We start from the raw sequence: 21767 nt of genomic DNA, 5'->3' as shown, positions 1-21767 counted from the left end.
CTCCCACGATCCCCGGACGGCCATCACACTGATCTTCCGGAGGGGCGGCGGCAGGGCCGCCCGTGGAGACGGATCGGAACAGGACCGAGGAATGTCACAGGACAAGAGCCGGCGGGGTCCCGCACAGCGCCGCCGGGAGCTCTCCGAGCTCGTGCTGACGGAGGGGTCGGCGTCGGCGTCGGATCTGGCGGAGCGCTTCGGCGTGAGTCTGATGACGATCTACCGGGACATCGACGAACTCGAACGCGAGGGCGTGCTGCGCAGGTCCCGCGGGGGAGTGACCGCCCAGCCCTCCGGGGTGTTCGAGAGCAACGTCGCCTACCGCAAGAAGTCCATGCGGGCGGAGAAGGAGGCGCTCGCCGCCAAGGCCGTCACCATGATCGAGCCCGGTATGTCCGTCATGATCGACGACTCGACCACCGTGCTGGAGCTGGCCCGGCTGCTGCCGGACGTCGAACCCCTCACCGTCGTCACCAACTTCCTCGAGGCGCTGAACCTGCTCGCGGACAAGCGGGGCATCCACCTGATGGCGCTGGGCGGCGACTACGACCCGCTGCACGACTCCTTCCTCGGGGTGCCCTGCGTGGAGGCGGTGGAGGCCCTGCGGGTGGACCTGTGCTTCGTGTCCACCTCCTCCGTGTACGGGGACTTCGCCTTCCACCAGGAGCAGCGCATCGTCGCGGTGAAGCGCGCGATGCTCAAGGCCGCCGACCGCAAGGTCCTCATGGTGGACCACTCCAAGCTCAGCCGCACCGCCCTGCACCGGCTCGCCCCGCTCAGCACGTTCGACCGCGTCCTGGTGGACGACCGCACCCCGCCGGACGCCCTGCGCTCCCTGGAGGACCGCGGCGTCCGCTGCGAACTGGCCCCGGTCAAGACCTGACACCTCCCGCGCGCCCCGCCCACCCCGGACCCCTCACCCCGGACCTCTCACCCAGGAGACCTCGCCGATGAGAATCCTCGCCGCGGGCGACCACTTCGTGGCCCCCGAACTGTTCACCAGGGAGCTGACGGCCCAGATCGGCACAGGTCACCGCGTCGACGAGCTGCTCCTGCCCTGGCCGCTGACCCCGTTCGGGCCGGTGTCGGAGGTGGACGAGGCGTCCGGCGACGAGGAGACCGTCCTGGCGGCGCTCGGCGAGGCCGAGGTGTGCGTCACCCAGATGGCCCCGGTCACCCGGAAGGTCATCGAGGGCGCCCCCGGCCTGCGCCTGGTGGTCGTCGGCCGGGGCGGGCCCGTCAACGTCAACCTCGAGGCGGCCAGGGAGCGCGGCGTCAGGGTGTGCAACACCCCCGGGCGCAACGCGGCGGCCACCGCCGAGTACACGGTCGGGCTGATGCTGGCCGCGATGCGCCGCATCCCCGAGACCTCGGCCGCGCTGGCCGCGGGCCGCTGGGCCGGCGAGTTCTACACCTACGGCAACTGCGGCCCCGGCCTGGACGGGGCCACGGTCGGCCTGATCGGCTGCGGCGCCGTCGGCAGCCGGGTCGCCAGGGCGCTGGCCGCCCTCGGCGCGGAGGTCCTGGTGTACGACCCGTACGCGGACCAGGACGCGCTGCGCGAGGCGGGCACCCCCGTCGCCGACCTGGACGACCTGCTGCGCCGCTCCGATGTCGTCTCCCTGCACGCGCGGCTCACTCCCGAGACCCGCGGGCTGCTCGGCGCGCGCGAACTCGGCCTGCTGCCCGAGGGCGCCGTCGTCGTCAACTGCGCGCGGGGCGCGCTGCTGGACGAGGACGCGCTCTGCGACGCCCTGGAGTCCGGGCGGCTCGCCGCCGCGGGTCTCGACGTGTTCGCCGTGGAGCCCCCGCCCGCGGACTCCCGGCTGCGCACCGCCCCCCGGCTCGTCATGACGCCCCATCTCGCGGGCGCCAACACCTCGGTGGCGCACAACGCGGCCCGTGTCGCCGCCGCCGAGGTCGGCCGCTTCCTGCGCGGTGAGCCCCTGGCCCACCGCGTCGTCTGACCGGCCCGCGGCGGTCCGCGGGGTCCGGCGGGGCGTGACAGTGATCGGCAAGGATCGGCAAGGCTCGACGAGAAAGCGACGCCGCACCGGAGCGGCCCCCGCGGGGGCGGCGCGCCGCCCGCGGCCGGGGAAGGGAGAGACGGTGTTCGTCGGACTGGACATGGGGACCTCGGTCGCCAAGGCGGTGGCCTTCGCCGAGGACGGCACGGCGCTGCGCGTGGAGTCGAAGTCGATCCCGCTCGGCGGGCACGGCGACCGCGTCGAGCAGGACGTGGAGGAGGTGGTCGCGGCCGCCGCCGGCGTCCTGGCCGCGGTGACCGAGGGGGGCGCCCCCGCCCTCGTCGCCGTCACCGGGCAGGGCGACGGCCTGTGGCTGGTGGACGGGGCGGGACGGCCGGTGCGCCCCGCCCTGTCCTGGATGGACGGCAGGGCCGGCGCGCTGGTGGCCGGGTGGATGCGGGACGGCACCGCGGAGCGGCTGTACCGGCACACCGGGAACGTGCTGTTCCCGGGCTCGCCGGGGCCCCTGATGGCGTGGCTGGACCGCGAGGAGCCGCGGTCCCTCGACGCCGCGGTCACCGCCGCCTCCTGCAAGGACGTCATCCACCTGCGGCTCACCGGGGAGCGCGGCACCGACCTGTCCGACGCCTCCGTCCCGTTCCTCGACCCGACGGCCCGCGCCTGGTCCCCGCGGGTCCTGGCGGCCCTCGGCCTTGAGCACCGCGCCGGGCTGCTGCCGCCCATCGCCGAGACCCTGCCGTACGGCGAGGCGGACGGGAGCACCCCCGGCCTGACCCGCGGCACCCCGGTCAGCTCGGGGCCCTACGACCTGCCCGCGTGCGCCCTCGGCGCGGGCGTCACCGAGCCCGGCGACGGGCTGCTCATCGTCGGCACCACCCTGGCCTGCGAGGTCGTGGCGGAGCGGGTCGCGCTGGACGAGGACCCCGTGGGGTTCCACCTCGCCACGGCCCGGCCCGACCGCCATCTGCGCGCCCTGCCCGCCATGACCGGCACGGCCGCCCTGGACTGGGTGCTGGGCGTCACCGGCACCTCGCACGAGCAGGTCTCCGGGATGCTGGAGGACAGCCCGCGCGGAGCCCGCGGCGTCGCCGCGCTGCCGTACCTGTCGCCTTCGGGGGAGCGGGCGCCGTTCGTGGACCCCGCGGCGCGCGCCGAGTTCACCGGCCTCGACCTGCGGGCGACCCGCGCCGACCTGGTGCGGGGCATGTGCGAGGCCATAGCGTTCGCGGCCCGGCACTGCCTGGAGGCGGCGGGCCTCACCGGAGAGCTGGCCGTGTGCGGCGGCGGCACCCGCAGCCTGCCCTGGCTGCGGCTGTTCGCCGAGGTCCTCGGCCGCCCGCTGCGGGTGGCCCGCGGCCCCGAGCCCGGCGCCCGCGGCGCCGTCCTGGCCGCGGTCGCCGCCCACGGCCGCGACCTCGGCCACGAGCTGGACGCCGCCGCGTGGACCGCCCCGGAAGTCGTGATCGACCCGGATCCGGAGGGCGTGGCGTTCTACGAGGCCGCCTACGCCGACTACCTGTTCCGGGTGACCGCCGCGCGGTCCCGCTGGCTGGGCCCGACGGGAGCCTGAGCCGCCCGGGCGCGCAGCCGCGGGCCCCGATGCGCCGGACCGGCCGCCACTCCCCTGGGGCGGCCGGTCCGGTCTCAGGCGGACGCGACCCGCAGTCGCACCGGCCCCAGCAGTCCGCTGACCCGCTGGCCGGGGAAGACGAAGTGGGTGGGGCTCACCGCGTCCAGGTACGGCGCCAGGGTGCCGAACACAGTCACCTCCACGGTGACGTCGCCCGGCCCGGCCAGGCCCGTCACGTCGAACACGTAGGGCGAGCAGATCCGCACCCCGGCGGGCACGCCGTCCACCCGCGCCTCCGCCGTGCCGCGCACCCGCCCCAGGTCCAGCAGGACCCGCCCGCCCGCGGCCGCGGTGGGCAGCGCCACCACCGTGCGGTACCGCACCCCGCCGCTGTACTCGGCGAGCCCGCGCTCCTCCCAGTCCCCGGTGCGCAGCAGCCCGGGGCCGGTGACGCAGCGCAGCGGCCCGGCCAGGGCGGCGCCGCCCCGGTGCGCGGGGCCGGTCTCCACCCGCAGCTCGGCGACCCGCGGGCCCGTGGGGCCGCCGTCCGGCAGCTCCGCGGTCACGGTGCGCGCCCCGTCCGCGCCGGGGGCCGTCGCCGACGGGCACTCCCCGCCGTCCACGAACACGGTCGTGGGCCCGTGCGTGTCCACCGACAGCCGCCGGGCCCCGGGCGGCAGCGCGCACCGGAACCACTCCACCGCGCCCCCGGCGCCCGGCACGGCGAAGCCCACCGGCACCACGGTGCCGTCGTCGGCGTCCGGGTCCAGCCAGGCGGCGCCGGGCAGCGGGTGCGGCCTGCGGCGCAGGTACAGCGCGGCCGGGTCGCCCACCGGCTCCCGGCGCACCGCGACCGGCACCCGCCCGCCCCCGCGCCGCGCCCACCAGGAGCGGTCGCTGTGCGGCGCCGCGACCGGGGCGCCCGCGGCGTCCTCGAAGAGCGCGTCCACCAGGACGGCGGGGTCGCCGCCGCCGGTCTCCACGGTGATCTCGTTCTCCCCGGCGCGCAGGGCCGCGGTGACGTCGTGCCGCCGCACCCGCGGCACGGCGTGCTCGGCGTACGGGTCGAAGCCGCCCTGCCTGCCCACCACCCGCCCGTTGACCCGCAGCACGCACCGCCCGCGGGAGGCGACCTGGACGACCGCCCGCGCGGGCACCGCCGCCAGCGTGAGGGACGTGCCGAGCACGGCCCCGTCCTCGGGAGTCCCGTCCCCGGGCGTCCCGTCCGCGGGCGTCCCGTCCGCGGGCGTCCCGTCCGCGAGTATCCACTCCGGGCGCCGGTGGCGCTCCGCGTCGCGGACCAGCGCGATGTGCGCCCGCAGGTCCGTGTCCCGGTCCGGTGTCAGGTCCAGCTCAAGTCGGTGCCGTCCCGCGTCCAGTCGCACCCGTCCCAGGGCCAGGTGGCCGCCGTCGTCCAGATGCACGGGCACCCCGCCGACCCTGGCCGACTTGGCGGCCGCGGCCCCGACGGCCAGGTGCCCGTCGAAGGGCGCGTCGAGCAGCAGGTCCGTGCGCAGCCGCGCCACCGCCCCCGCGGGCGTGGGGCCGACGCGGACGAACTCCTCCGGCACATGGCCCTTGGGCCCGAGGACGTCCCGGTGGACCGGGTCCTTGCGGACGCCCCGGCTGCCGGACCACTCCAGCACCGCGAGGACCTCCCCGCCGTCCCCGGCGAGGACCGCGCGCGGCCCGAACGTGGCGTGCACGTCCGGCCCGTACTCCCCGTCCCCGGTCCGGTGGCGGAACGCGCGGCACTCGGTCACCGCGGGCCCGGCGGACGGTACGGCCGCGGGCCGGGCGAAGTCGCCCCAGGTGTTGTCCAGGGTGGGCACGAGCTCCACGTCCCACTCCCGGTCCGCCGGGACCTCCACCACGAGCTCGCCCCGCCCGCCCGCGCGCCCGCCCCCAGGCGCCGCCTCCCCGCCGCCCGGCTCTCCGCCCGGCTCTCCCCCCGGCCCCGGGCCGGGGAACACCAGCACCGCCGCGGGCCCGCCGTCGAACGGCACCTCCACCTCCACCGCCCCGGCCTCGTCCCCCGCCGGCCGCGCCGGCAGGGTGCGGGGCGGCCCGCCGAACGGGTCGAGCAGCACGGCGGGGCGGCCCGCCACCCCGCGCACCCGCACCGTCGCGGATTCCGCGCAGCGGCCGGGGTCGAAGTCGTATCGGACGTCCAGCCAGCCCAGGGCGGCCCCGCGCTCGTCGGGCGCCGCCACGGCCGCCCGGGTGGCCCGGGGCGAGCCCGCGGTGAGGAACACCACGGTGGCGTCGTCCACCCGGCGCGCCAGCGCGGGAACCGGCGCCCGCACCACCGGCCGCACCCCGGCCCGCCGCCCCTCCCGCGCCGTGAGGGCGCTCCCCAGCGCGTGCTCCGGGGCCGCCGCCGTCTCACCGGCCGCGGGGGCGAACACGGCCCGCCCGTCGGCGAAGCACGCGCGCACCTCGCGCAGGACGGCGTCCCCGTCCGGCCCCAGGACCTGCTCCGGCAGGGCGCCGAGCGCGACCACGGTCCCTCCGGCGGAGGCGAACTCCACCAGCCGCAGCGCGGTGTCCTGTTCGAGCACCGCGCACGCCGGCAGCACCACCGCCGCGTACGCCTCGTCCGCCACCCGCAGCCGGACGCCGTCCCCCGCGCGGGAGTCCGGGGAGCCCTCGACGACCGCGCGCGCCACGGACGCGTCGTCGATCACGTCCGCGTCCAGCCCCAGCCGGTCCAGCAGCCCCGGCCGGGTCCGGAACCACGCCATGTCCCCGACCAGCTCCAGGTACGCCGCCTGCGCGGCCTTCGCCCGCACCGACACCCCGTCCAGGGCGGCCCCCGCCTGCGCGGTGGCGGTGGGCAGCAGCACGGCGACGTCGCACAGGTGGCGGCCCAGGCTCAGCACCGCGCACAGCCGCGCCACCGCGTCCGCGAAGACCCGGTGGTGCCGCCAGTAGGGCTGCCGCCAGTCGGTGCCGGGCGGCGCCCACTCCCACCAGCCGCCCTTGGTCGTGTAGTAGACGGCGTGCGGGTTGTACAGGGTGGCCCCGGCGCGCAGCCACGGCAGCAGCCAGTCGAGGGTCTCCTCCAGGGTGCCGCCCCACCCGGTGGAGTGGAACGCCTCGATCCAGGTGCGCGGCCTGCCGTACAGGTGGGCCAGGGAGGAGTGGATCCGGGCGTCGCCGTGGTGGTCGGAGCCGGGCGCGGAGAACCAGCGGTGGGTGCGGGCGTAGTCGGCGTACAGCTCCACCCCGGCGACGGGGTGCCCGGCGCGGGCGGGGTCCTGCTGGTCGCAGCCGACGGTGAGCCCGTGCCGCTCGTGCCAGGCGGCCAGCGGCCGGAAGAACGCCTCCTCGGCGAGTTCGGCGCGGGTGAGGTGGTAGTCGCGCCGGACCCGGCGGGCGTCCGGTCCTTCGCCGCCGGGGCCGTCGAGGTACAGGGCGTCCAGACGGGGGAGCAGGTCGTAGCCGCGCCGCCGCTCGAAGGCGCCGGCGAACTCCCGCGACCACGTGGGCAGGCCGGGCAGCTCGTCCTGGAACGAGCCGACGACCACGCTCCCCAGCCGGTCGCCGAGCCGCCGCTCCACCTCGCCGTGCACCCGGTCCAGCAGGGCCGCGCACGCGTCCGCGCCCAGGTAGTCGAAGCCCAGCGCCGTGTGGTGGTGCAGGGTCAGCCGCCACCGCCCGGGACCGGGCGCGCGCAGCACCCCCGTCCCGGGGTCGAGCGGCACCGCGGGGCCCAGCGGCCGCCCCGCCCCGTCCACCGGCTCCGCGCGGCCCGCGAGCGGCTCCCCGCCCGCCGGGCAGCGCAGCTCCCCGCCGTCCTCCACCACGGCCCGGGTCCGCTCCAGGCGCCGTCCGGCGAAGGAGGGCCGCTCGTCCACCAGCCGTGCCTGGAGGCCGGCGCCGGAGAACCCGAGCTGGTCGTAGAACCACAGCCCGATCCCGAGGGCGCGCGCGTCGTCGCACACGCCTTCGAGCAGGGCCCACCACTCCTCGGACAGGTACGGCGGGTCGTCGGCGTCGGAGCCGAACAGCGGCCCGGACGGGGCGAGGTTGAGCAGCACCAGGTTGTACACCCCGCCGTCGGCGAACCGTTCGAGCTGGTCCCGCAGCCGGGCGCGGTCCAGCCGCTCCCCGCTCCACCACCAGATCGCGGTGGGCGAGAAGGCGCGCGGCGGCTCGCCCATGGCCGCGGCGACGCTCGCGGGCAGGGCCGCTCCCACGCCGCCGGCGGAGGGAGGAGGGTTCATGGCGTGTGCGTCTCCGTCGTTCGGTGCGGGGGGCGGGCTGTACCGGGCGGGGCCGCCGGGGAGGCGGGGGCCTCACCCCTTGAGGCCGCCCGCGAAGCCCTTGATCACATAGCGCTGGAGGAGCAGGAAGACCACGAGCACGGGCAGGGCCGCCAGCACCAGTCCGGCGAACACCAGGCCGTAGTCGGAGACGTATTGCCCCTGGAACGAGAACACCGCGACCGGCACGGTCTCCTTGTCGGAGCCGCCCAGGTACAGCAGCGGCGTGAAGAAGTCGTTCCAGATGAACACCGCGTTCAGGATGACCACGGTGCCGGTGATCGGGCGCAGCAGCGGGAACACCACCCGGGTGAACGCCTGGAGGTGGTTGCAGCCGTCGATCAGCGCGGCGTGGGCGTAGTCCTGCGGCAGGGCGCGGATGAACCCGGTGTACAGGAACACGGTGAAGGGCAGTTGGATGCCCGTGTAGAACAGCACCATGCCGTGGTACGTGCCGAGCCAGCCCAGGTCGTCCACGAGCTTGTACAGCGGGATCATCCCGAGCTGAAACGGCAGCACGATGCCCAGCAGGAACAGGATGTACAGCCCGTACCCGAGCCCGCGGGCGCGCCGCGCCAGGTAGTAGGCGCCGGTGGAGCCCAGCACGATCAGCACCAGCAGGCTGGCCACGGTGATGATCGTGCTGTTCAGCAGGGCGGAGCCCAGGGACGCCGAGGACCAGGCGTCGCCGAAGTTGGCGAACGTCGGCGGCGACGGCGGGGCCAGCGGGGACTCGGAGATCTGCCGCGAGTCCTTCATCGACAGGGTGATCAGGGCGTACACCGGGAACAGGAACACCGCCGCGACGGCGATCATGACGAGTTCCAGGGCGTAGCGCCCGTAGCCGGGGCGGCGCCGCCGGGCCGGGCGCGGTCCGCCCGGCCGGGGCGGGGCGCCCCCGGCGGGCGCCTGGGGCGTGGCGGTGCTCACGCGGTGACCTCCCGGGAGCGCAGGTAGTGGAGTTGGACCAGGGAGACGGCGGCGACGAACAGCGCGAGGACCAGGGCCACGGCGGTGCTGTACCCGAACTTGCCGTAGACGAAGGCCTCCTTGTACAGCACGGTCGAGAGCGTCTCGCTCGACGTGCCGGGGCCGCCGTTGGTGGCGGCGTAGACCTGGTCGAAGAGCTTGAGGCCGCCGATGGTCGACAGCATGAGGTTGACGGTCAGGGCGGGGGCCAGCAGCGGCCAGGTGACGTGGCGGAAGCGCTGCCAGGTGCCGGCGCCGTCGATCCTGGCGGCCTCGTGCAGCTCGGGCGGCACCCCCTGGAGGCCCGCCAGGAAGATGACCATCGAGTACCCGGCGTACTGCCAGACCACCATGGCAGCGACCGACCACAGGGCGAGCGACGGGTCGCCCAGCCAGTCCTGGCGCAGACCGCCCAGGCCGATCGCGCCGAGGACGCCGTTGAGGCCCTCGCCGTCGTCGGGGTTGTAGACGTACTTCCACAGGAACGCGACCATCACCGGGCTCACCACGGCGGGCGCGAAGAACACCACCCGCAGCAGTTGGCGCGACTTGATGTTCGCGTGGACGCCCAGGGCGAGCAGCAGGCCGACGCCGTTCTGGACCACCACGATGGCCACGGTGAGCAGCAGGGTGTTGCCCACGGAGTCCAGGGCGCGGTCGTCGTCCAGCAGGTTCTGGAAGTTCTCCAGCCCCGTGAAGGAGTAGTCGCCCACGCCCGACCAGTCGGTGAACGCGTAGACCACCCCGGCGAGGCTGGGGTAGAGCACCACGGCCGCGTAGACCGCGAGCGCGGGCACGACGAACACCCACGGCGGGAGGGTGGCGTCCCGGCGGAGCCGGGAGCGCGGCCCCGGGCGGCGCCCGGCGGCCCCGGCGGCCGTCTTCACCGCGGCCGCGCCGGTCCCGGCCGCGCCGGTCCCGCCGGGGCCGGTCCCGGCGGCGTGCCCGGTGCCGGCGGTGTGCGAGGTCATGACTTCTTCCCGTAGGCCTTGTCCATCTGTCCCAGCGCCCCCTTGACGTCGGTCTTGCCCGCGAGCAGGTTCTGCACGGCCGCGAAGTGCGCGGGCTGGACCTCGGCGTTCGGCCAGCGCTGGTCCATGAAGGGCACGGCGCGGTCGCCGTCGATGGCGGGCAGGAAGCTCTCCAGGACGGGGTCGATGGTGGACGACTTGTCGCGGGTGACCGGGATCGCGGAGACGGCGGCGGCCCAGCGGTTGATGTTCTCCTGCTTGCCGAGGAACTCCACGAACGCGGCGGCCTTCTCCTGGTTCTCGGCCCTCCTGGCGACGCCGAGGCCCACGACGATGCCCGCGGGTATCCACTGCTCCTTGGCGTCGTCGCCGCCGGGGAAGGGGAACATGCCCAGGTCGTCGGGGTTCTTCGCGGCCGAGCGGAAGGCGGAGAGCACCGCGGAGACCTGCACGGCCATGGCGGCCTTCCCGCCCGCGACCATCGAGGTCTGCTGCTCGTAGGTGGTGCCGTTGGGGTTGTCGTTGAAGAAGCCGCGCTTCTTCAGCTCCATGTACTGGTCCATGGCGTCGGCCCAGCCGGAGCCGGCGAAGGTGGCGGTGCCCGCGGCCATCTTCTCGTCGAAGTCCGGGTCCTTCGCGTAGACGGCGTTGGGCACCAGCGCGTACGTGATGAGCTGGGTGACCCACGGCGTCTGCGCGCCAAGCGCGATCGGGGTGACGCCCTTCGCCTTCAGCCTGGCGCAGACGTCGAGCAGCTCCTCCCAGGTGGTGGGCGGCTCGACCCCGGCGTCGGCGAAGACCCGCTTGTTGTAGACGGCGCCGATGACGCTGCTGCCCGCCGAGTACAGGTAGGTCTTGCCGTCGACGCGGTAGGCGCCGTCGAAGTTCGACGGGATGGTCCTGGTCCACGCCTGGGAGCTGAGGTCGGTGAGCAGGTCGGCCTTGGCCAGCTCGGCCATGGACATGGCGCTGCCGCTGCCCGGGTACAGCACGTGCACGTCGGGGGCGTTGCCGCCGGCGAGCTGGGTGCGCACCGAGGTCTGCACCTGGTCGGTGGGCGCGAAGGAGGTGCTGAAGTCGTCGTCCGGGTGGGCCTTGCGGTACAGCTTCAGCAGCTCCTCGATGGGCTTCTGCTGGTCGGTGACGCCGACGATGCGCACCTTGCCCGAACCGCCGCCCGAACCCGAGCACGCGGTGAGGGCCCCGGGCAGCGCGGCGGCGGCCGCGACCCCGCCGCCGATGCGGAGGAAGCCGCGGCGGCTGAACGCGCCCCGGTCGGACAGGCTGCCGAATCGCGTGGTCATGGTGTGTCCTCCTGGTGAGTGCCGGCGAGGGGAGCGGCCGGGCTCGTCGTGCGCGGGCGGTGGGCCGGGGACGGCAGGGGCGTGCCCGCCGGAGGCGTGTCGGCGTGCTTGCTCGCGTGGGGCCGTGCGTCGTGCCGGTGCGGGTCGTGCCGGTTCGGGTCGTGGTGGTGCGGGTCGCCCGGGAGCCGCGCGTGTCGGGTCCCGGGCTCGCCGGGCGAGGGACAGGCGGCGGTGAAGTGGTAGGCGCCGGAGGCCACGCGGTACACCGCGTACCCGGGCAGGACCGCCGCGGGCGTCACCTGGCCGCCGTCCGGCACCGCGCCCGACTCGCGGACCGAGTCCGGGTCGGCGGTGGGCACGTGCACCTCGGCGGTGGCCCCGGGGGGCACCCGCACGCGCAGGTCGATCCGGCCGTTCTCGCGCCGCCAGCGCACCGCGGCGGTGCCCCGCACCGTCTCGTACCCGGCGCTCGCGTGGCCGAGGTCGCCGGGGACGGGGCGGATGCGCAGACGGCGGTAGCCGACGGAGTCCGGGCTCTGGTCGAGTCCGGCGACGCCGCGGTGGAGCCACTCGCCGATCGAGCCGAGCGCGTAGTGGTTGAACGAGTTCATCGCCGCCGCCCGGAAGCCGCCCTCCGGGGTCCACCCGTCCCAGCGCTCCCAGATGGTGGTGGCGCCGTGCCGCAGCGGGAACAGCCAGGACGGGACCTCGGTGCGGCGCAGCAGGGCGTGCGCGAGGTCGTCGCGCCCGTGCGCGTCCAGGACGGGCGCGGCGAGCGCCACCCCGAGGAAGCCGGTCTGGAGGGCGGGGCCCGCGGCCTCCACCAGCTCGGCGAGGCGGTGCGCCGCCGCCGCGGTGTGCTCCGGCGGCAGCAGGTCGAAGGCCAGGGCCACCAGGTAGCCGGTCTGGGTGTCGCCGTCGAGGCGCACCGCGGGGCGGCCGCCCCTGGTGACGGTGACGGCGAGGAACCGCCGGGTGAACGCGGCGCGGATGTCCGCGGCCAGCCGGCCGTAGGCGTCCGCGGTGCCCGGTTCGCCCAGCTCGGCGGCCGCCCGGGCGGTGAGCCGGGCGCTGTGCGCGAAGTAGGCGGTGGCGATGAGCTCGCGCGGGGTCGGGCGGCCCGGGGCGAGCCAGTCGGAGAAGTGGGGGCCGACGCGACGCCGCCAGATCAGGTCGGGGTTGTGCCGGCGGATCAGGTCCACCCAGGCACGCATGCCGGGCAGGGCGCGGGACAGGAACCGCGGGTCGCCGTAGACCCGGTACAGGTGCCAGGGGACGATCACCCCGGCGTCGCCCCAGCCGGGCGCGCCCTCGTCCGCGACGCCGGCCAGCCGGGGGGCCACGTTGGTGAACCCCCCGTCGGCGTCGCGGGCGTCGTCCACGTCCCGCAGCCACTTGGTGAAGAACGCGGCGACGTCGGCGTTGAGCGCGGCCGTGGGCAGGAAGACCTGGGCGTCGGCGAGCCAGCCGAGCCGCTCGTCGCGCTGCGGGCAGTCCGTGGGCACGCTCACGAAGTTGGAGCGCTGGCCCCACTCCACGCACTCCTTGAGCCGCCGCACGTCCGGGTCCGAGCAGTCGAAGGTGCCGGCCCACGGGGTGTCGCTGTGCAGGACCACGGCGGCGACGTCCGCCTCCCGGAGCCGGGGCAGCCCGCTGATCTCCGCGTAGCGGAAGCCGTGGTAGGTGAAGCGCGGCTCGAACACCACCTCCCGGCGCCCGTCGCCGATGAGCGTGTCGGTGGCCGCCGCGGTGCGCAGGTTGGCCGTGTACAGCCGCCCCGTCCCGTCCAGCACCTCGGCGTGGCGGACGACCACCCGGGAGCCGTGCGGGAGGTGGCCGACGCGCAGGCGCACCCGCCCGGCGAGGTTCTGCCCGAAGTCCACGATGTGCGTGTCGTCGGCGACCCGGGTGATCGAGGCGGGGCGCAGCTCGGCCGTCGCCCGCACCGGCTCGTCCACGGACGCCACCAGCCGGTCGTGGTCGTCGTCCGTGACCAGCGCGGGACGCCACCCGGAGGCGTCGAAGCCGGGCAGGTCCCAGCCGTCCCGCGCGTGCCGCAGGTCGTGGCACTCGCCCATGAGCAGGTCGGCGTGGCGGACTGGGCCCGTGTTCGTGCGCCAGGTGCCGTCGGTGACCACCGAGGTGGTGGTTCCGTCGTCGTGGGTGAGGTGCAGCTCGGCCAGGAACTGGGGGAACGTGCCGTAGTGGGCCCCGGCCCGGCGCGGGTCGAAGCCGACGAACCCGCTCCACCAGCCGTCGGCGACGGTGGCCGCGAGCACGTTCTCGCCGTCCCGGACCAGGCCGGTGACGTCGTAGGTCTGGTACTGCACCCGGTGGCGGTAGTCGGTCCAGCCGGGCGCGAGCTCCGCGTCGCCGACCCGGGTGCCGTTGAGCCGCACCTCGTACAGTCCGCGCGCGCTCACGTACAGGCGGGCGCGGGCGGCGGCGCGGCCGGTGAAGGAGCGGCGCAGGACGGGGCAGGGGGCGAGCCCGTGGTGGTCGAGGGCGCGCTCGCCCTCGGTGGGGGCGTCCACCACGTCCACCGGGTTCGGGTCGTGGGTGATCCACGAGGCCCGCCACGCGGAGCGGTCGTACCGGGCGGTCTCGAACCAGGACGTGTCCTCGGCGGGGGCGCCGGGCGCGGCGGGCCACACGGTGACCCGCCAGTGGTAGCGGGTGCGGTCCCGCAGGGCGGGCCCGGCGTAGACGACGCCGGTCGCGGCGGGGTCCGCCACCCGCCCGGTGTCCCACAGCGGCCGCCCGCCCTCGTCCAGGTCCTCCGGCGCCTCGGCGACGCGGACGCGGTAGGCGGCGGGGTCGTCGCCGCGGCGGTCCGAGGCCAGGCGCCAGGACAGCAGGGGAGCGGGCTCGTCGATGCCGAGCGGGGCGGCCCGGTGGTCGCACCGGAGCGCGTGCGGCCGCAGGGGCCGCTCTCCGGCGGGAGCGGGCACGTCCGCCGCCGAGGGACCGGACACGAGCACGTCCTTCCTTCGCGCCCGGAAGGCGCGTCAGCGCATCACCATCGGCTGCCGACCGCCTTCACCCGTCCGACGTGAAGACGACCATGCTTGAATGTGAAATCTAACGTCAGTTCTGTGGCTCGGAGACTAGGAGCCCCTCGCGAGAGGTGTCAAGGGTGTTGCCGGGAGGTGGGGACCCGATGGCGCGCCGCAGCATGTTTGTCCTGTACAGAGACTTGTTGCGGGCGCTGGGGCTCGGGTGGCGGTGGCGTGGGGCGGGCGATGGCCACGTGATACCTGCCCTGTGATTACAACATGGTAAAGCGTTAAATCACGAGTGCGAGCCCGTGGGTACGCCGCCCCGGTCCCGGCCGCTCCCGGTCGGTGGCCCCGCCGCGATGAGTTCCGGCCGGGCCGCGAGTCTTCCCTGGTGACCGTCGCAGGGCGCCGCCCGGCACGAGACACCACCGACACCGCGAACACCACGGAGGACACCGTGACCACCACACCGGACAACCCCGCCACCGCGCTGCCCGGCCGCCCGCCCGTCGTCGACCTGGCCACCTGGCAGGCCGCCCGCGACGAGCTGCTGGTCCGCGAGAAGGCCCACACCCGCGAGGGCGACGCCCTCGCCGCGGCCCGCCGCCGACTGCCGATGGTGGAGTTCGACGGAACGGTGGAGGTCGTCGGACCCGACGGCCCGGTCCCGTTCCTCGACCTGTTCCAGGGCCGCGACGAGCTCGTCGTCTACCAGCACATGTGGTGGGACGGCGCCCCGCACCAGGGGCAGTGCGAAGGCTGCACCACCACGGCCTGGCATCTGAAGGACGCCGTCTACCTCAACGCCCGCGGCGTCTCGTTCGCCGTCCTGACCACGGGCCGGTGGGAGGAGGTGGCCCCCTACGTCGAGTTCATGGGCTACACCCAGCCCTGGTACTCGGTGCGCGGCCTGGATGCGCCGGTCGGCGGGGAGATGGGCTACCTCACCTGCTTCCTGCGCGACGGCGACCGCACCTTCCTCACCTACTCCACCACCGGCCGCGGCAACGAGCGGGTCAACGGTTCCCTCGCCCTGCTCGACATGACCCCCTACGGCCGCGGGGAGGCATGGGAGGACACCCCCGAGGGCTGGCCCGAGGGACGCGACTCGTGCTGGTCCTGGCGCTCGGACGCCGACGGCAACGCCACCTGGGGCCCCACCAGCCGCCCCGTCCCCCAGTGGACCCGCCCCGGCGCAACCCCTGAGGAAACCCTGGGCCGCCCCGCCCACCACCACTGACGCCCCACCACCGCCGACCCGGCGCAGACCCGCCGCCCGCGACCCGGAACGACGCGAGAGCGGGCCCTCGCCCGGAACACGGGGAACTCCCGGTGGCACCGGCGTGCCCAAGGCATGCCGGTGCCACCGGGAGTCCGGGTGCGCGCGTCGTCCGGGCCGGTGATGGTCCGTCGCCGCGGCGCTTCCACCTCGGCTCGACGACGCCCGACGGGCAGCGGGCGCCGCTGACGCCGCCGCCCCGGCGGGGGCACCGGTGGCCGCGTGGGGCGGGCCCGGGAAGCGGACCCGGCGCCCGGTCCCGCACTCGACCGCCCGCGAGCCCCACGCCGCCCGGCACCTCCGGTCGTCCGTCGTGCGGCGGCGGTCAACGAGTGGCCGTGGCGGGCCGCCCCGTCGCCGCTGTGGCAGCGGTCACCCGCCGGCCGTGTCGAAGGCCTGGGCGACGGCCAGGCTGTCCTCGTAGACATGGTGCCGGGTGACCAGGCCGTTCTCGATCGTCAGGTGCAGGGCGAACCGGGCCCGGTAGGCGCGTCCGGTGGGGCGGGCGGTTTGGCGGATCTCGCCGAGGACCACCGCGTGGTCGCCGTCGACGAGGATGCGCTCGATCTCGGTCGCCACCTGCTCGGGCACGTGGTGCTCGGCGAGCTCCCGATAGTGGGCCGCCGCGTCGGCCCGGGTGGACCGGTGGCGGATCCACGGTGTGGCCGTCCGGCCGTGCTCCGCCTCCGGCCAGCTCAGCTTCCAGTCGCCCGGCTCGGCGTACAGCTCGGCGATGCGCTCCGGGTCGCCCTCACCGATCCTGCGCAGCAGCTCCTCGACGACGGTGCGCGTGTCCTGAGGTGCGGCTGTGGACATGACTGGCCTCTTCCCTTCCCGGTCCCCGTCCCACTGACGCGGAGGTGCCCCCATACTGCGCCGCGCGGCCGGGCGAGGACGATTACCTCCGAGGTAAGGACGAGCGACTCCTCGCCCGCCCGGAGCGCCCGGCCCGCCCGTTCAGCCGTCGTGGCGGACGACGACGAAGTCCGGGTAGGGGTGCCGCCCCGGCCGGTCGCCGATCTCCTCGATGGCGCGGCGGATGGCGCGGAGCCGTTCGGGTGCCATCTCCAGGGGCGGCTCGTCGGGCTGGTGGACGGTGCCCGCGGGGTAGTCCACGCCGGGCGTCGTGCTCATCTCGATGTGGCAGCCGAGCAGGTGGGTGACCCGGCGGGTGTCGCAGAAGGCGATGAGGCGGTCCACGGTCCTGGTGAACGCCGCCCAGTCCTCCACGTACAGCCGCCCCGGGTAGACGGTGTCCCCGGTGAGGAGGAACCCGGTGCGCGGATCGTGGTAGGTGACGGCGGCCCGGTGGTGGCCGGGCGTGGCGAGGTACTCGATCACCCGGCCGCCGAGGTCGAGCCTGCCCGTGCCGTCCGGGTCGCGGTCCAGGCCGAGGAACGCCCACGCCGCGTCCCGCTCGGCGGGCACCACGGTGGTGAGCGGCCGGTCCGCGAACTGCCCGTCCCCCGCCACGTGGTCCCCGTGCGGATGCGTGTGCAGGACGAGCAGGGGCAGCCCGCCGCGGTCGGCGAGCAGCCCGTCCACCGTGCGCCGCAGCGGGAACAGCTCCGGGGACTCGGTGGCCCCGGTGTCCACGAGCAGCGCCCGCTCGCTCCCCACCAGGAGGAAGAGGAACGGCGCCTCCCAGTGCACCGCCTTGCTCTGCCGGAGGATGAACGTGTCCTCGTCGTGGGCGTACACCTGGACGGCCGGGTCGGTGTCGGGCCCGTCCGGGGGCGAGCCGTGGATCCAGCGGACGTCCAGCGGCGGAACGGTGTGCGGCACGACGACTCCCGTGTGCGTCGTCTTCGCCGGCCGGGTACGGCGCACATCTCGTCCGGGGCAGGCCCGAACGGGCCTCCGCGCCGGAATGTAGCAGACCGCCCGCCGCGGTGACGCCGCCGGCCCGCGGCCGCCGCTCACCGCTGGACGAACCGCACCATGTTCCGGGAAGGGTCGAGGAACGCGCAGTCGCGGACGCCGTCGGGCCGGCTGATCGGTTCCTGCATCACCTCCGCGCCCGCGGCCTCGATCCGCTCGAAGGCGGCGTCGCAGTCGTCGGTCCCCAGGACGACACGGCCCAGCAGACCCTTGGACATCAGCTCCTCGACCGCCCGCCGGTCGGCCGGCGGGACACCCGGGGCCGCGCCGGGCGCTTCGAGGAGGATGTGCACCTCCGGCTGCGACGGCGGGCCGACGCCCACCCGCCGCGCCCCCTCGGCTCGGCCGTCGGCGCGTATCTCGAAGCCGAGCACGTCGACGTAGAAGCCGAGCGCCTCGTCGAGGTCGTGGACGGCGAGAGCGTAGGACGAGAGCCTGAGATCGGTACCGGTCGCACCGCGCGCCGGCCGGGGCGTACGGCTCGTCACCGCTCCTTGCCGCTGTGGGGGAAGAAGGACGATGTCCAGGTCGCGCAGCCGGTCCGGGTCGGTGTCGATGGCGATGCGGGTGATCCTCCCGCCGCTGACGCCGAACGTGAGGACGGCCTTCGCCCGGCCGCGGTGCGACCAGACGGCCGCCGGAACGCCGTCGACCAGAGCGAGCCGCGCGGCCTGGGCCCGTCCGGTGAAGAAGGCCGCCACCGCGTCGGCGCCACGGATCTCGCCGACCACGGCGTCCGGATCGAGCAGTTCGAGCAGGGCGGCGAAGTCCCCGCTCCGGGCGGCGGCGAGGAAGGCGGCGACGACGTCCCGCTTCGCGGATCGCGCGGCGTCCGACGCCCCGGCCGCCCCCTGCAACCGACGCCGGGCCCGGCTGGCGAGTTGCCGGGCCGCCGCCGGGGAGCGGTCGATGACGGCGCCGATCTCGCCGAACGACACGGCGAAGACGTCGTGCAGCACGAACGCGAGCCGCTCGGCGGGAGTCAGCGTGTCCAGCACCACCATCAGCGCGACACCGACCGAGTCGGCCAGCAGCGCCTCCTCCTCAGGACCGGCCCGGCCGCCCGGGTGGATGCCCGTCCGCGGCACGGCGGGCTCGGGCGGCAGCGCCCCGGCCGGCTCCTCGTACCGGGTGCGGCGCGCCTCGAGCATGTTCAGGCAGACCCGGGCGACGACCGTGGTCAGCCACCCGGCCGGATTCTCCACCCGGCCGGTGTCGGCGCGGCTGACCCGCAGCCACGCCTCCTGCACCGCGTCCTCGGCCTCGCCGGGCGAGCCCAGCATCCGCTGGGCCACCGCCCGCAGGCGGTCCTGGTGCTCGGCGAACCGCTCGCTCAGCCAGTCGTGTTCGACCATCGGTCACATTCCTCCGTCCGCGCCTGTCATACCCAATGACCGGCGAACCCGCGCCGATGTGACAGCCGGGCCCGGCCCGGACGTCCGGACCGCGAGCGCGGGCGGCGAACACACCGAGACCATCAGGAGAAATACCGTGCCACTACGGATGAGCGCCATCATGCTCGGCGTCGAGGACCTGGCCCGCGCCAAGAGGTTCTACACCGAGGGCCTGGGCTGCGGGATCGACAGGGACACCCCCCATTTCGTCTCGCTCAGCCTGGGCGACGGATCCCCGCAACTGGCCCTGTACGAATGGGGGGCGGCGGCACAGGACGCCGGCGTCTCCGCGGAGGGCTCCGGGTTCCGCGGTGCCTCGTTCCACGTCAACCCCGACTCCAGGGAAGCGGTGGACGAGCTGATCCGCGACGCGGTGGCCGCCGGGGGCACCGTGGTGAAGGAGCCGGGTCCCGCCGAGTGGGGCGGGTACTTCGGCTACTTCAGCGACCCGGACGGCCATCTGTGGAAGGTCACCACCTACGCCTCCTGACCCGCACCCCGCACACGAGCGTCCCCGGGCACGCCGCGCCCGGCGAGCCCGGGGACGCGGTTGTCGTCGCGCGGTGCCGTGGAGCCCTCGGCAGGCGGCGTCCACCAGGGCCTGGAGGAGGCGCTGGGGGTCCTCGGCGATCCGGCTGCACACGTAGAGCCACCACTCGGTTCGGTGCCGAAGACGACGTACTCGCGGGTGGGGTGGCCCCGCCGGGCCATGGCGCGGAGGCGGTCGGGGCCGAGGCCGAGCGGCGTCTCGAACTCCCAGGGAGCGGCCGGGTGGCCTGCTCCTCCGAGACCGTCCCACGCCCCACCCCGCCCTGTGACCCACGCCACACACGGTTCCTGTCAGCAATCGGGCCGCCGTCCCGCTCAACCACCGGGAACGAGCGAAACGACAGGAGCAGCCCATGAAGCACCGCATCGTCGTCCTCGGCGCCGGCTACGCCGGGGCCCATGTGGCCGGGAACCTGGCCCGCCGGCTGTCCCCGGCGGACACCGAGATCACCGTGGTCAACGCCGAGCCGGACTTCGTCCAGCGGCTGCGACTGCACCGGCTCGCGGCCGGCCAGGAGATCGAGGCCCCCAAGCTCGCCGACGTCTTCGCGGGCACGGGGATACGGCTGCGCCTGGCCCGTGTCACCGCCGTGGACCCCGAGCGCCGGGTCGTCGCCGTGGCCGACGCCGACGGCGGCGGCGAACTCGGCTACGACACGCTCGTCCACGCGCTCGGCAGCCACGTCGCCGACCACGGCGTCCCGGGCGTGGCCGAGCACGCCTTCGACGTCGCCGGCCGGCCCTCGGCGCTGCGCCTGCGCGAGCGCCTGGACAGCCTGGACGGGCGGGGCGGGCGGGGCGGGGGCGGGAGCGTGCTGGTCGTCGGCGACGGGCTGACCGGCATCGAGACCGCCACCGAGATCGCCGAGTCCCGGCCCGGCCTCTCGGTGGCGCTGATCGCCCGCGGGGAGCTGGGCGCCCGGCTCTCCGCCGGGGCCCGCGGCCACCTGCGCCGGGCCTGCGACCGGCTGGGCGTCACCGTCCTGGAGCACACCGGCGTCGTGGCCGTCGAGGCGACGCGGGTGCTGTGCGCCGACGGCACCGCCCTGGCGTCCGACGCGACCGTGTGGGCGGCCGGGTTCGCGGTCGACCCCATCGCCGCCGCCGCCGGGCTTGAGGTCACCGAGAGCGGTCGGATCGTCGTCGACCGCACCATGCGGTCGGTCTCCCACCCGGACGTCCACGCCGTCGGCGACAGCGCTCACGCCATCGGCGACAACGGCCGGCCGCTGCCGATGTCCTGCGGCTCGGCCGGCTACACCGGCCGGCAGGCCATCGAGGCGATCGTGGGACGCCTGACCGGCCGCGAGATCGCGAACGTCAAGCTGGTCCACCGGTACAACGCCATCAGTCTCGGGCGGCGGGACGGGATCTGGCAGTCGTTCGACGACGAGGCGCGGGCGAAGCCCGGGTACATGGGCGGGCGGAGGGTCGCGCGGATCAAGGCGGCCATCGAGAAGGGGGCGCTGTGGGCCACCTGGCACCCGACCTTCGGCATGCCGAGGCGCAGGCGTCGCCTGGCCGCCGCGCCGGACGCGACCGCCGGGAAGGCGGCCGCCCACCGGGGAGGCGGTCGCGTTGCCGCCTAGGGTGATCCGAGTGGACAGCACCCCCGCTGATCGCTTCGACACCGGCCGGTTCGAGGCCAGCCGGAACCGGCTGGCCTCGCTGGCCTACCGGCTGCTCGGCTCCGCCACCGACGCCGAGGACGCCGTGCAGGACGCGTTCCTGCACTGGCAGGCCGCCGACCGGCAGCGGATCGAGGTGCCGGAGGCATGGCTGACCAAGGTCGTCACCAATCTGTGCCTCGACCGGCTCCGCTCGGCGCGGGCCCGCCGCGAACGCGCCGTAGGCGCCTGGCTGCCCGAACCGCTCCTCGACGGCGACCCGATGCTCGGCCCGGCCGACACCTTCGAGCAGCGCGAATCGGTCTCCCTGGCCGTGCTGACCCTCATGGAGCGCCTGACCCCCCTGGAGCGGGCCGTCTACCTCCTGCGCGAGGCGTTCTCCTACAGCCACGCCGAGATCGCCGGGATCCTCGACATCACCGAGTCCGCCAGCCAGCAGCACCTCCACCGGGCCCGGCGCCGCGTCACCGCGGCGCGCCGCCGCGGCGGCGAAGCCGACCCGGCGTCCGCCCGCAGGATCGTCGAGGAGTTCCTCGCCGCTGCCTCCTCGGGCCGCACCGAACGGCTGGTGGCGCTGCTCACCGACGACGCGATCGCGGTCTCCGACGGCGCCGGCCTGACCGGGACGCTGCTGCGGTACGACACTCCGCGGCGCATCGCCGCCGTCGCACGGGCCGGCTTCACACCCACCGCCGCGAAACGGCGCTTCGCCGGCGGCACGCTCGCCGTCCACCACGCGCGCGTCAACGACGCTCCCGCCGTCCTCTTCGTGCTCGGCGATCGGGTCGTCGGCGCCGTGACGTTCGACATCGCGGGCGGCAGGATCGCGACCGTGCGCGGCATCGCCGCCCCCGCCCGCCTCGTCCGTCTCACCGAGGCCTGGCGACGGCACGAACCGGACACGCCGCCGCTCATCACCCGGTGGTGACCCGGCGCGGCGGGGCGGCGGTCGGCACCGGCGCCGACC

At 75.5% G+C, this 21767-nt stretch carries 15 protein-coding genes and 1 riboswitch; of the genes, 7 read left to right on the top strand and 8 right to left on the bottom strand.

The genetic code is table 11. The features are described 5' to 3' along the window. Positions 1 to 91 precede the first annotated feature (91 nt). The 3 genes from ACYVO2_RS22280 (at position 92) to ACYVO2_RS22270 (ending at position 3558) form a co-directional block, all read left to right on the top strand. Complete coding sequence (locus tag ACYVO2_RS22280; protein ID WP_461009696.1) at positions 92 to 883, top strand: DeoR/GlpR family DNA-binding transcription regulator; 792 nt, start codon at positions 92 to 94, stop codon at positions 881 to 883. Between the two features lie 67 nt (positions 884 to 950). After that, entirely contained in the window at positions 951 to 1967 is a 1017-nt protein-coding gene (locus ACYVO2_RS22275; protein WP_461009695.1) for a 2-hydroxyacid dehydrogenase, read from the top strand. 142 nt (positions 1968 to 2109) lie between these two features. After that, entirely contained in the window at positions 2110 to 3558 is a 1449-nt protein-coding gene (locus ACYVO2_RS22270; RefSeq protein WP_461009694.1) for an FGGY family carbohydrate kinase, read from the top strand. A 74-nt stretch (positions 3559 to 3632) separates the two neighbouring features. Here ACYVO2_RS22270 and ACYVO2_RS22265 read toward each other — a convergent pair whose 3' ends face one another. The 5 genes from ACYVO2_RS22265 to ACYVO2_RS22245 all read right to left on the bottom strand — a co-directional run bounded on the left by ACYVO2_RS22265 (position 3633) and on the right by ACYVO2_RS22245 (position 14051). Then, positions 3633 to 7787 (bottom strand): glycosyl hydrolase, encoded by a 4155-nt coding sequence (locus ACYVO2_RS22265; RefSeq protein ID WP_461009693.1) that lies wholly within the window; start codon positions 7785 to 7787, stop codon positions 3633 to 3635. 72 nt (positions 7788 to 7859) lie between these two features. Then, positions 7860 to 8756, bottom strand: coding sequence for a carbohydrate ABC transporter permease (locus tag ACYVO2_RS22260; protein ID WP_461009692.1), 897 nt, complete (start codon positions 8754 to 8756; stop codon positions 7860 to 7862). Then, the gene (locus ACYVO2_RS22255) at positions 8753 to 9766 is read right to left on the bottom strand and encodes a carbohydrate ABC transporter permease (protein ID WP_461009691.1); all 1014 of its coding nucleotides are present in this window, start codon (positions 9764 to 9766) and stop codon (positions 8753 to 8755) included. The genes ACYVO2_RS22260 and ACYVO2_RS22255 overlap by 4 nt, the downstream gene beginning before the upstream one ends. Then, positions 9763 to 11070: an ABC transporter substrate-binding protein gene (locus ACYVO2_RS22250; protein WP_461009690.1), complete on the bottom strand. Its 1308-nt coding sequence runs from the start codon at positions 11068 to 11070 to the stop codon at positions 9763 to 9765. The genes ACYVO2_RS22255 and ACYVO2_RS22250 overlap by 4 nt, the downstream gene beginning before the upstream one ends. Then, the gene (locus ACYVO2_RS22245) at positions 11067 to 14051 is read right to left on the bottom strand and encodes an alpha-L-rhamnosidase (protein WP_461009689.1); all 2985 of its coding nucleotides are present in this window, start codon (positions 14049 to 14051) and stop codon (positions 11067 to 11069) included. The genes ACYVO2_RS22250 and ACYVO2_RS22245 overlap by 4 nt, the downstream gene beginning before the upstream one ends. A 475-nt stretch (positions 14052 to 14526) precedes the next feature. Between ACYVO2_RS22245 and ACYVO2_RS22240 the strand changes: the two genes are divergently transcribed. After that, the gene (locus tag ACYVO2_RS22240; RefSeq protein WP_461009688.1) at positions 14527 to 15309 is read left to right on the top strand and encodes a DUF899 domain-containing protein; all 783 of its coding nucleotides are present in this window, start codon (positions 14527 to 14529) and stop codon (positions 15307 to 15309) included. Between the two features lie 411 nt (positions 15310 to 15720). On the opposite strand, the gene ACYVO2_RS22235 is transcribed toward ACYVO2_RS22240, so the two are convergent. The 3 genes from ACYVO2_RS22235 to ACYVO2_RS22225 all read right to left on the bottom strand — a co-directional run bounded on the left by ACYVO2_RS22235 (position 15721) and on the right by ACYVO2_RS22225 (position 18584). After that, complete coding sequence (locus ACYVO2_RS22235; protein ID WP_461009687.1) at positions 15721 to 16164, bottom strand: nuclear transport factor 2 family protein; 444 nt, start codon at positions 16162 to 16164, stop codon at positions 15721 to 15723. A 141-nt stretch (positions 16165 to 16305) separates the two neighbouring features. After that, a complete protein-coding gene (locus ACYVO2_RS22230) occupies positions 16306 to 17133 on the bottom strand; it encodes an MBL fold metallo-hydrolase (protein ID WP_461009686.1) in 828 nt (275 codons plus the stop codon). 11 nt (positions 17134 to 17144) lie between these two features. After that, positions 17145 to 17212: riboswitch (guanidine-III (ykkC-III) riboswitch) on the bottom strand. Between the two features lie 55 nt (positions 17213 to 17267). Then, positions 17268 to 18584, bottom strand: coding sequence for a sigma-70 family RNA polymerase sigma factor (locus ACYVO2_RS22225; protein WP_461009685.1), 1317 nt, complete (start codon positions 18582 to 18584; stop codon positions 17268 to 17270). 148 nt (positions 18585 to 18732) lie between these two features. On the opposite strand from ACYVO2_RS22225, the gene ACYVO2_RS22220 reads away from it, so the two are divergent. From ACYVO2_RS22220 to ACYVO2_RS22210, 3 genes are all read left to right on the top strand, one after another. Continuing rightward, entirely contained in the window at positions 18733 to 19113 is a 381-nt protein-coding gene (locus ACYVO2_RS22220; RefSeq protein ID WP_461009684.1) for a VOC family protein, read from the top strand. Between the two features lie 412 nt (positions 19114 to 19525). Next, positions 19526 to 20761 (top strand): NAD(P)/FAD-dependent oxidoreductase, encoded by a 1236-nt coding sequence (locus ACYVO2_RS22215; protein ID WP_461009683.1) that lies wholly within the window; start codon positions 19526 to 19528, stop codon positions 20759 to 20761. Between the two features lie 10 nt (positions 20762 to 20771). After that, on the top strand, positions 20772 to 21728 hold the full coding sequence (locus ACYVO2_RS22210) for a sigma-70 family RNA polymerase sigma factor (protein ID WP_461009682.1): 957 nt from the start codon (positions 20772 to 20774) through the stop codon (positions 21726 to 21728). The last annotated feature ends 39 nt before the right edge of the window (positions 21729 to 21767 follow it).

Source organism: Streptomyces capparidis, assembly GCF_054782095.1.
This window is presented reverse-complemented; position numbering and strand designations above follow the sequence as displayed.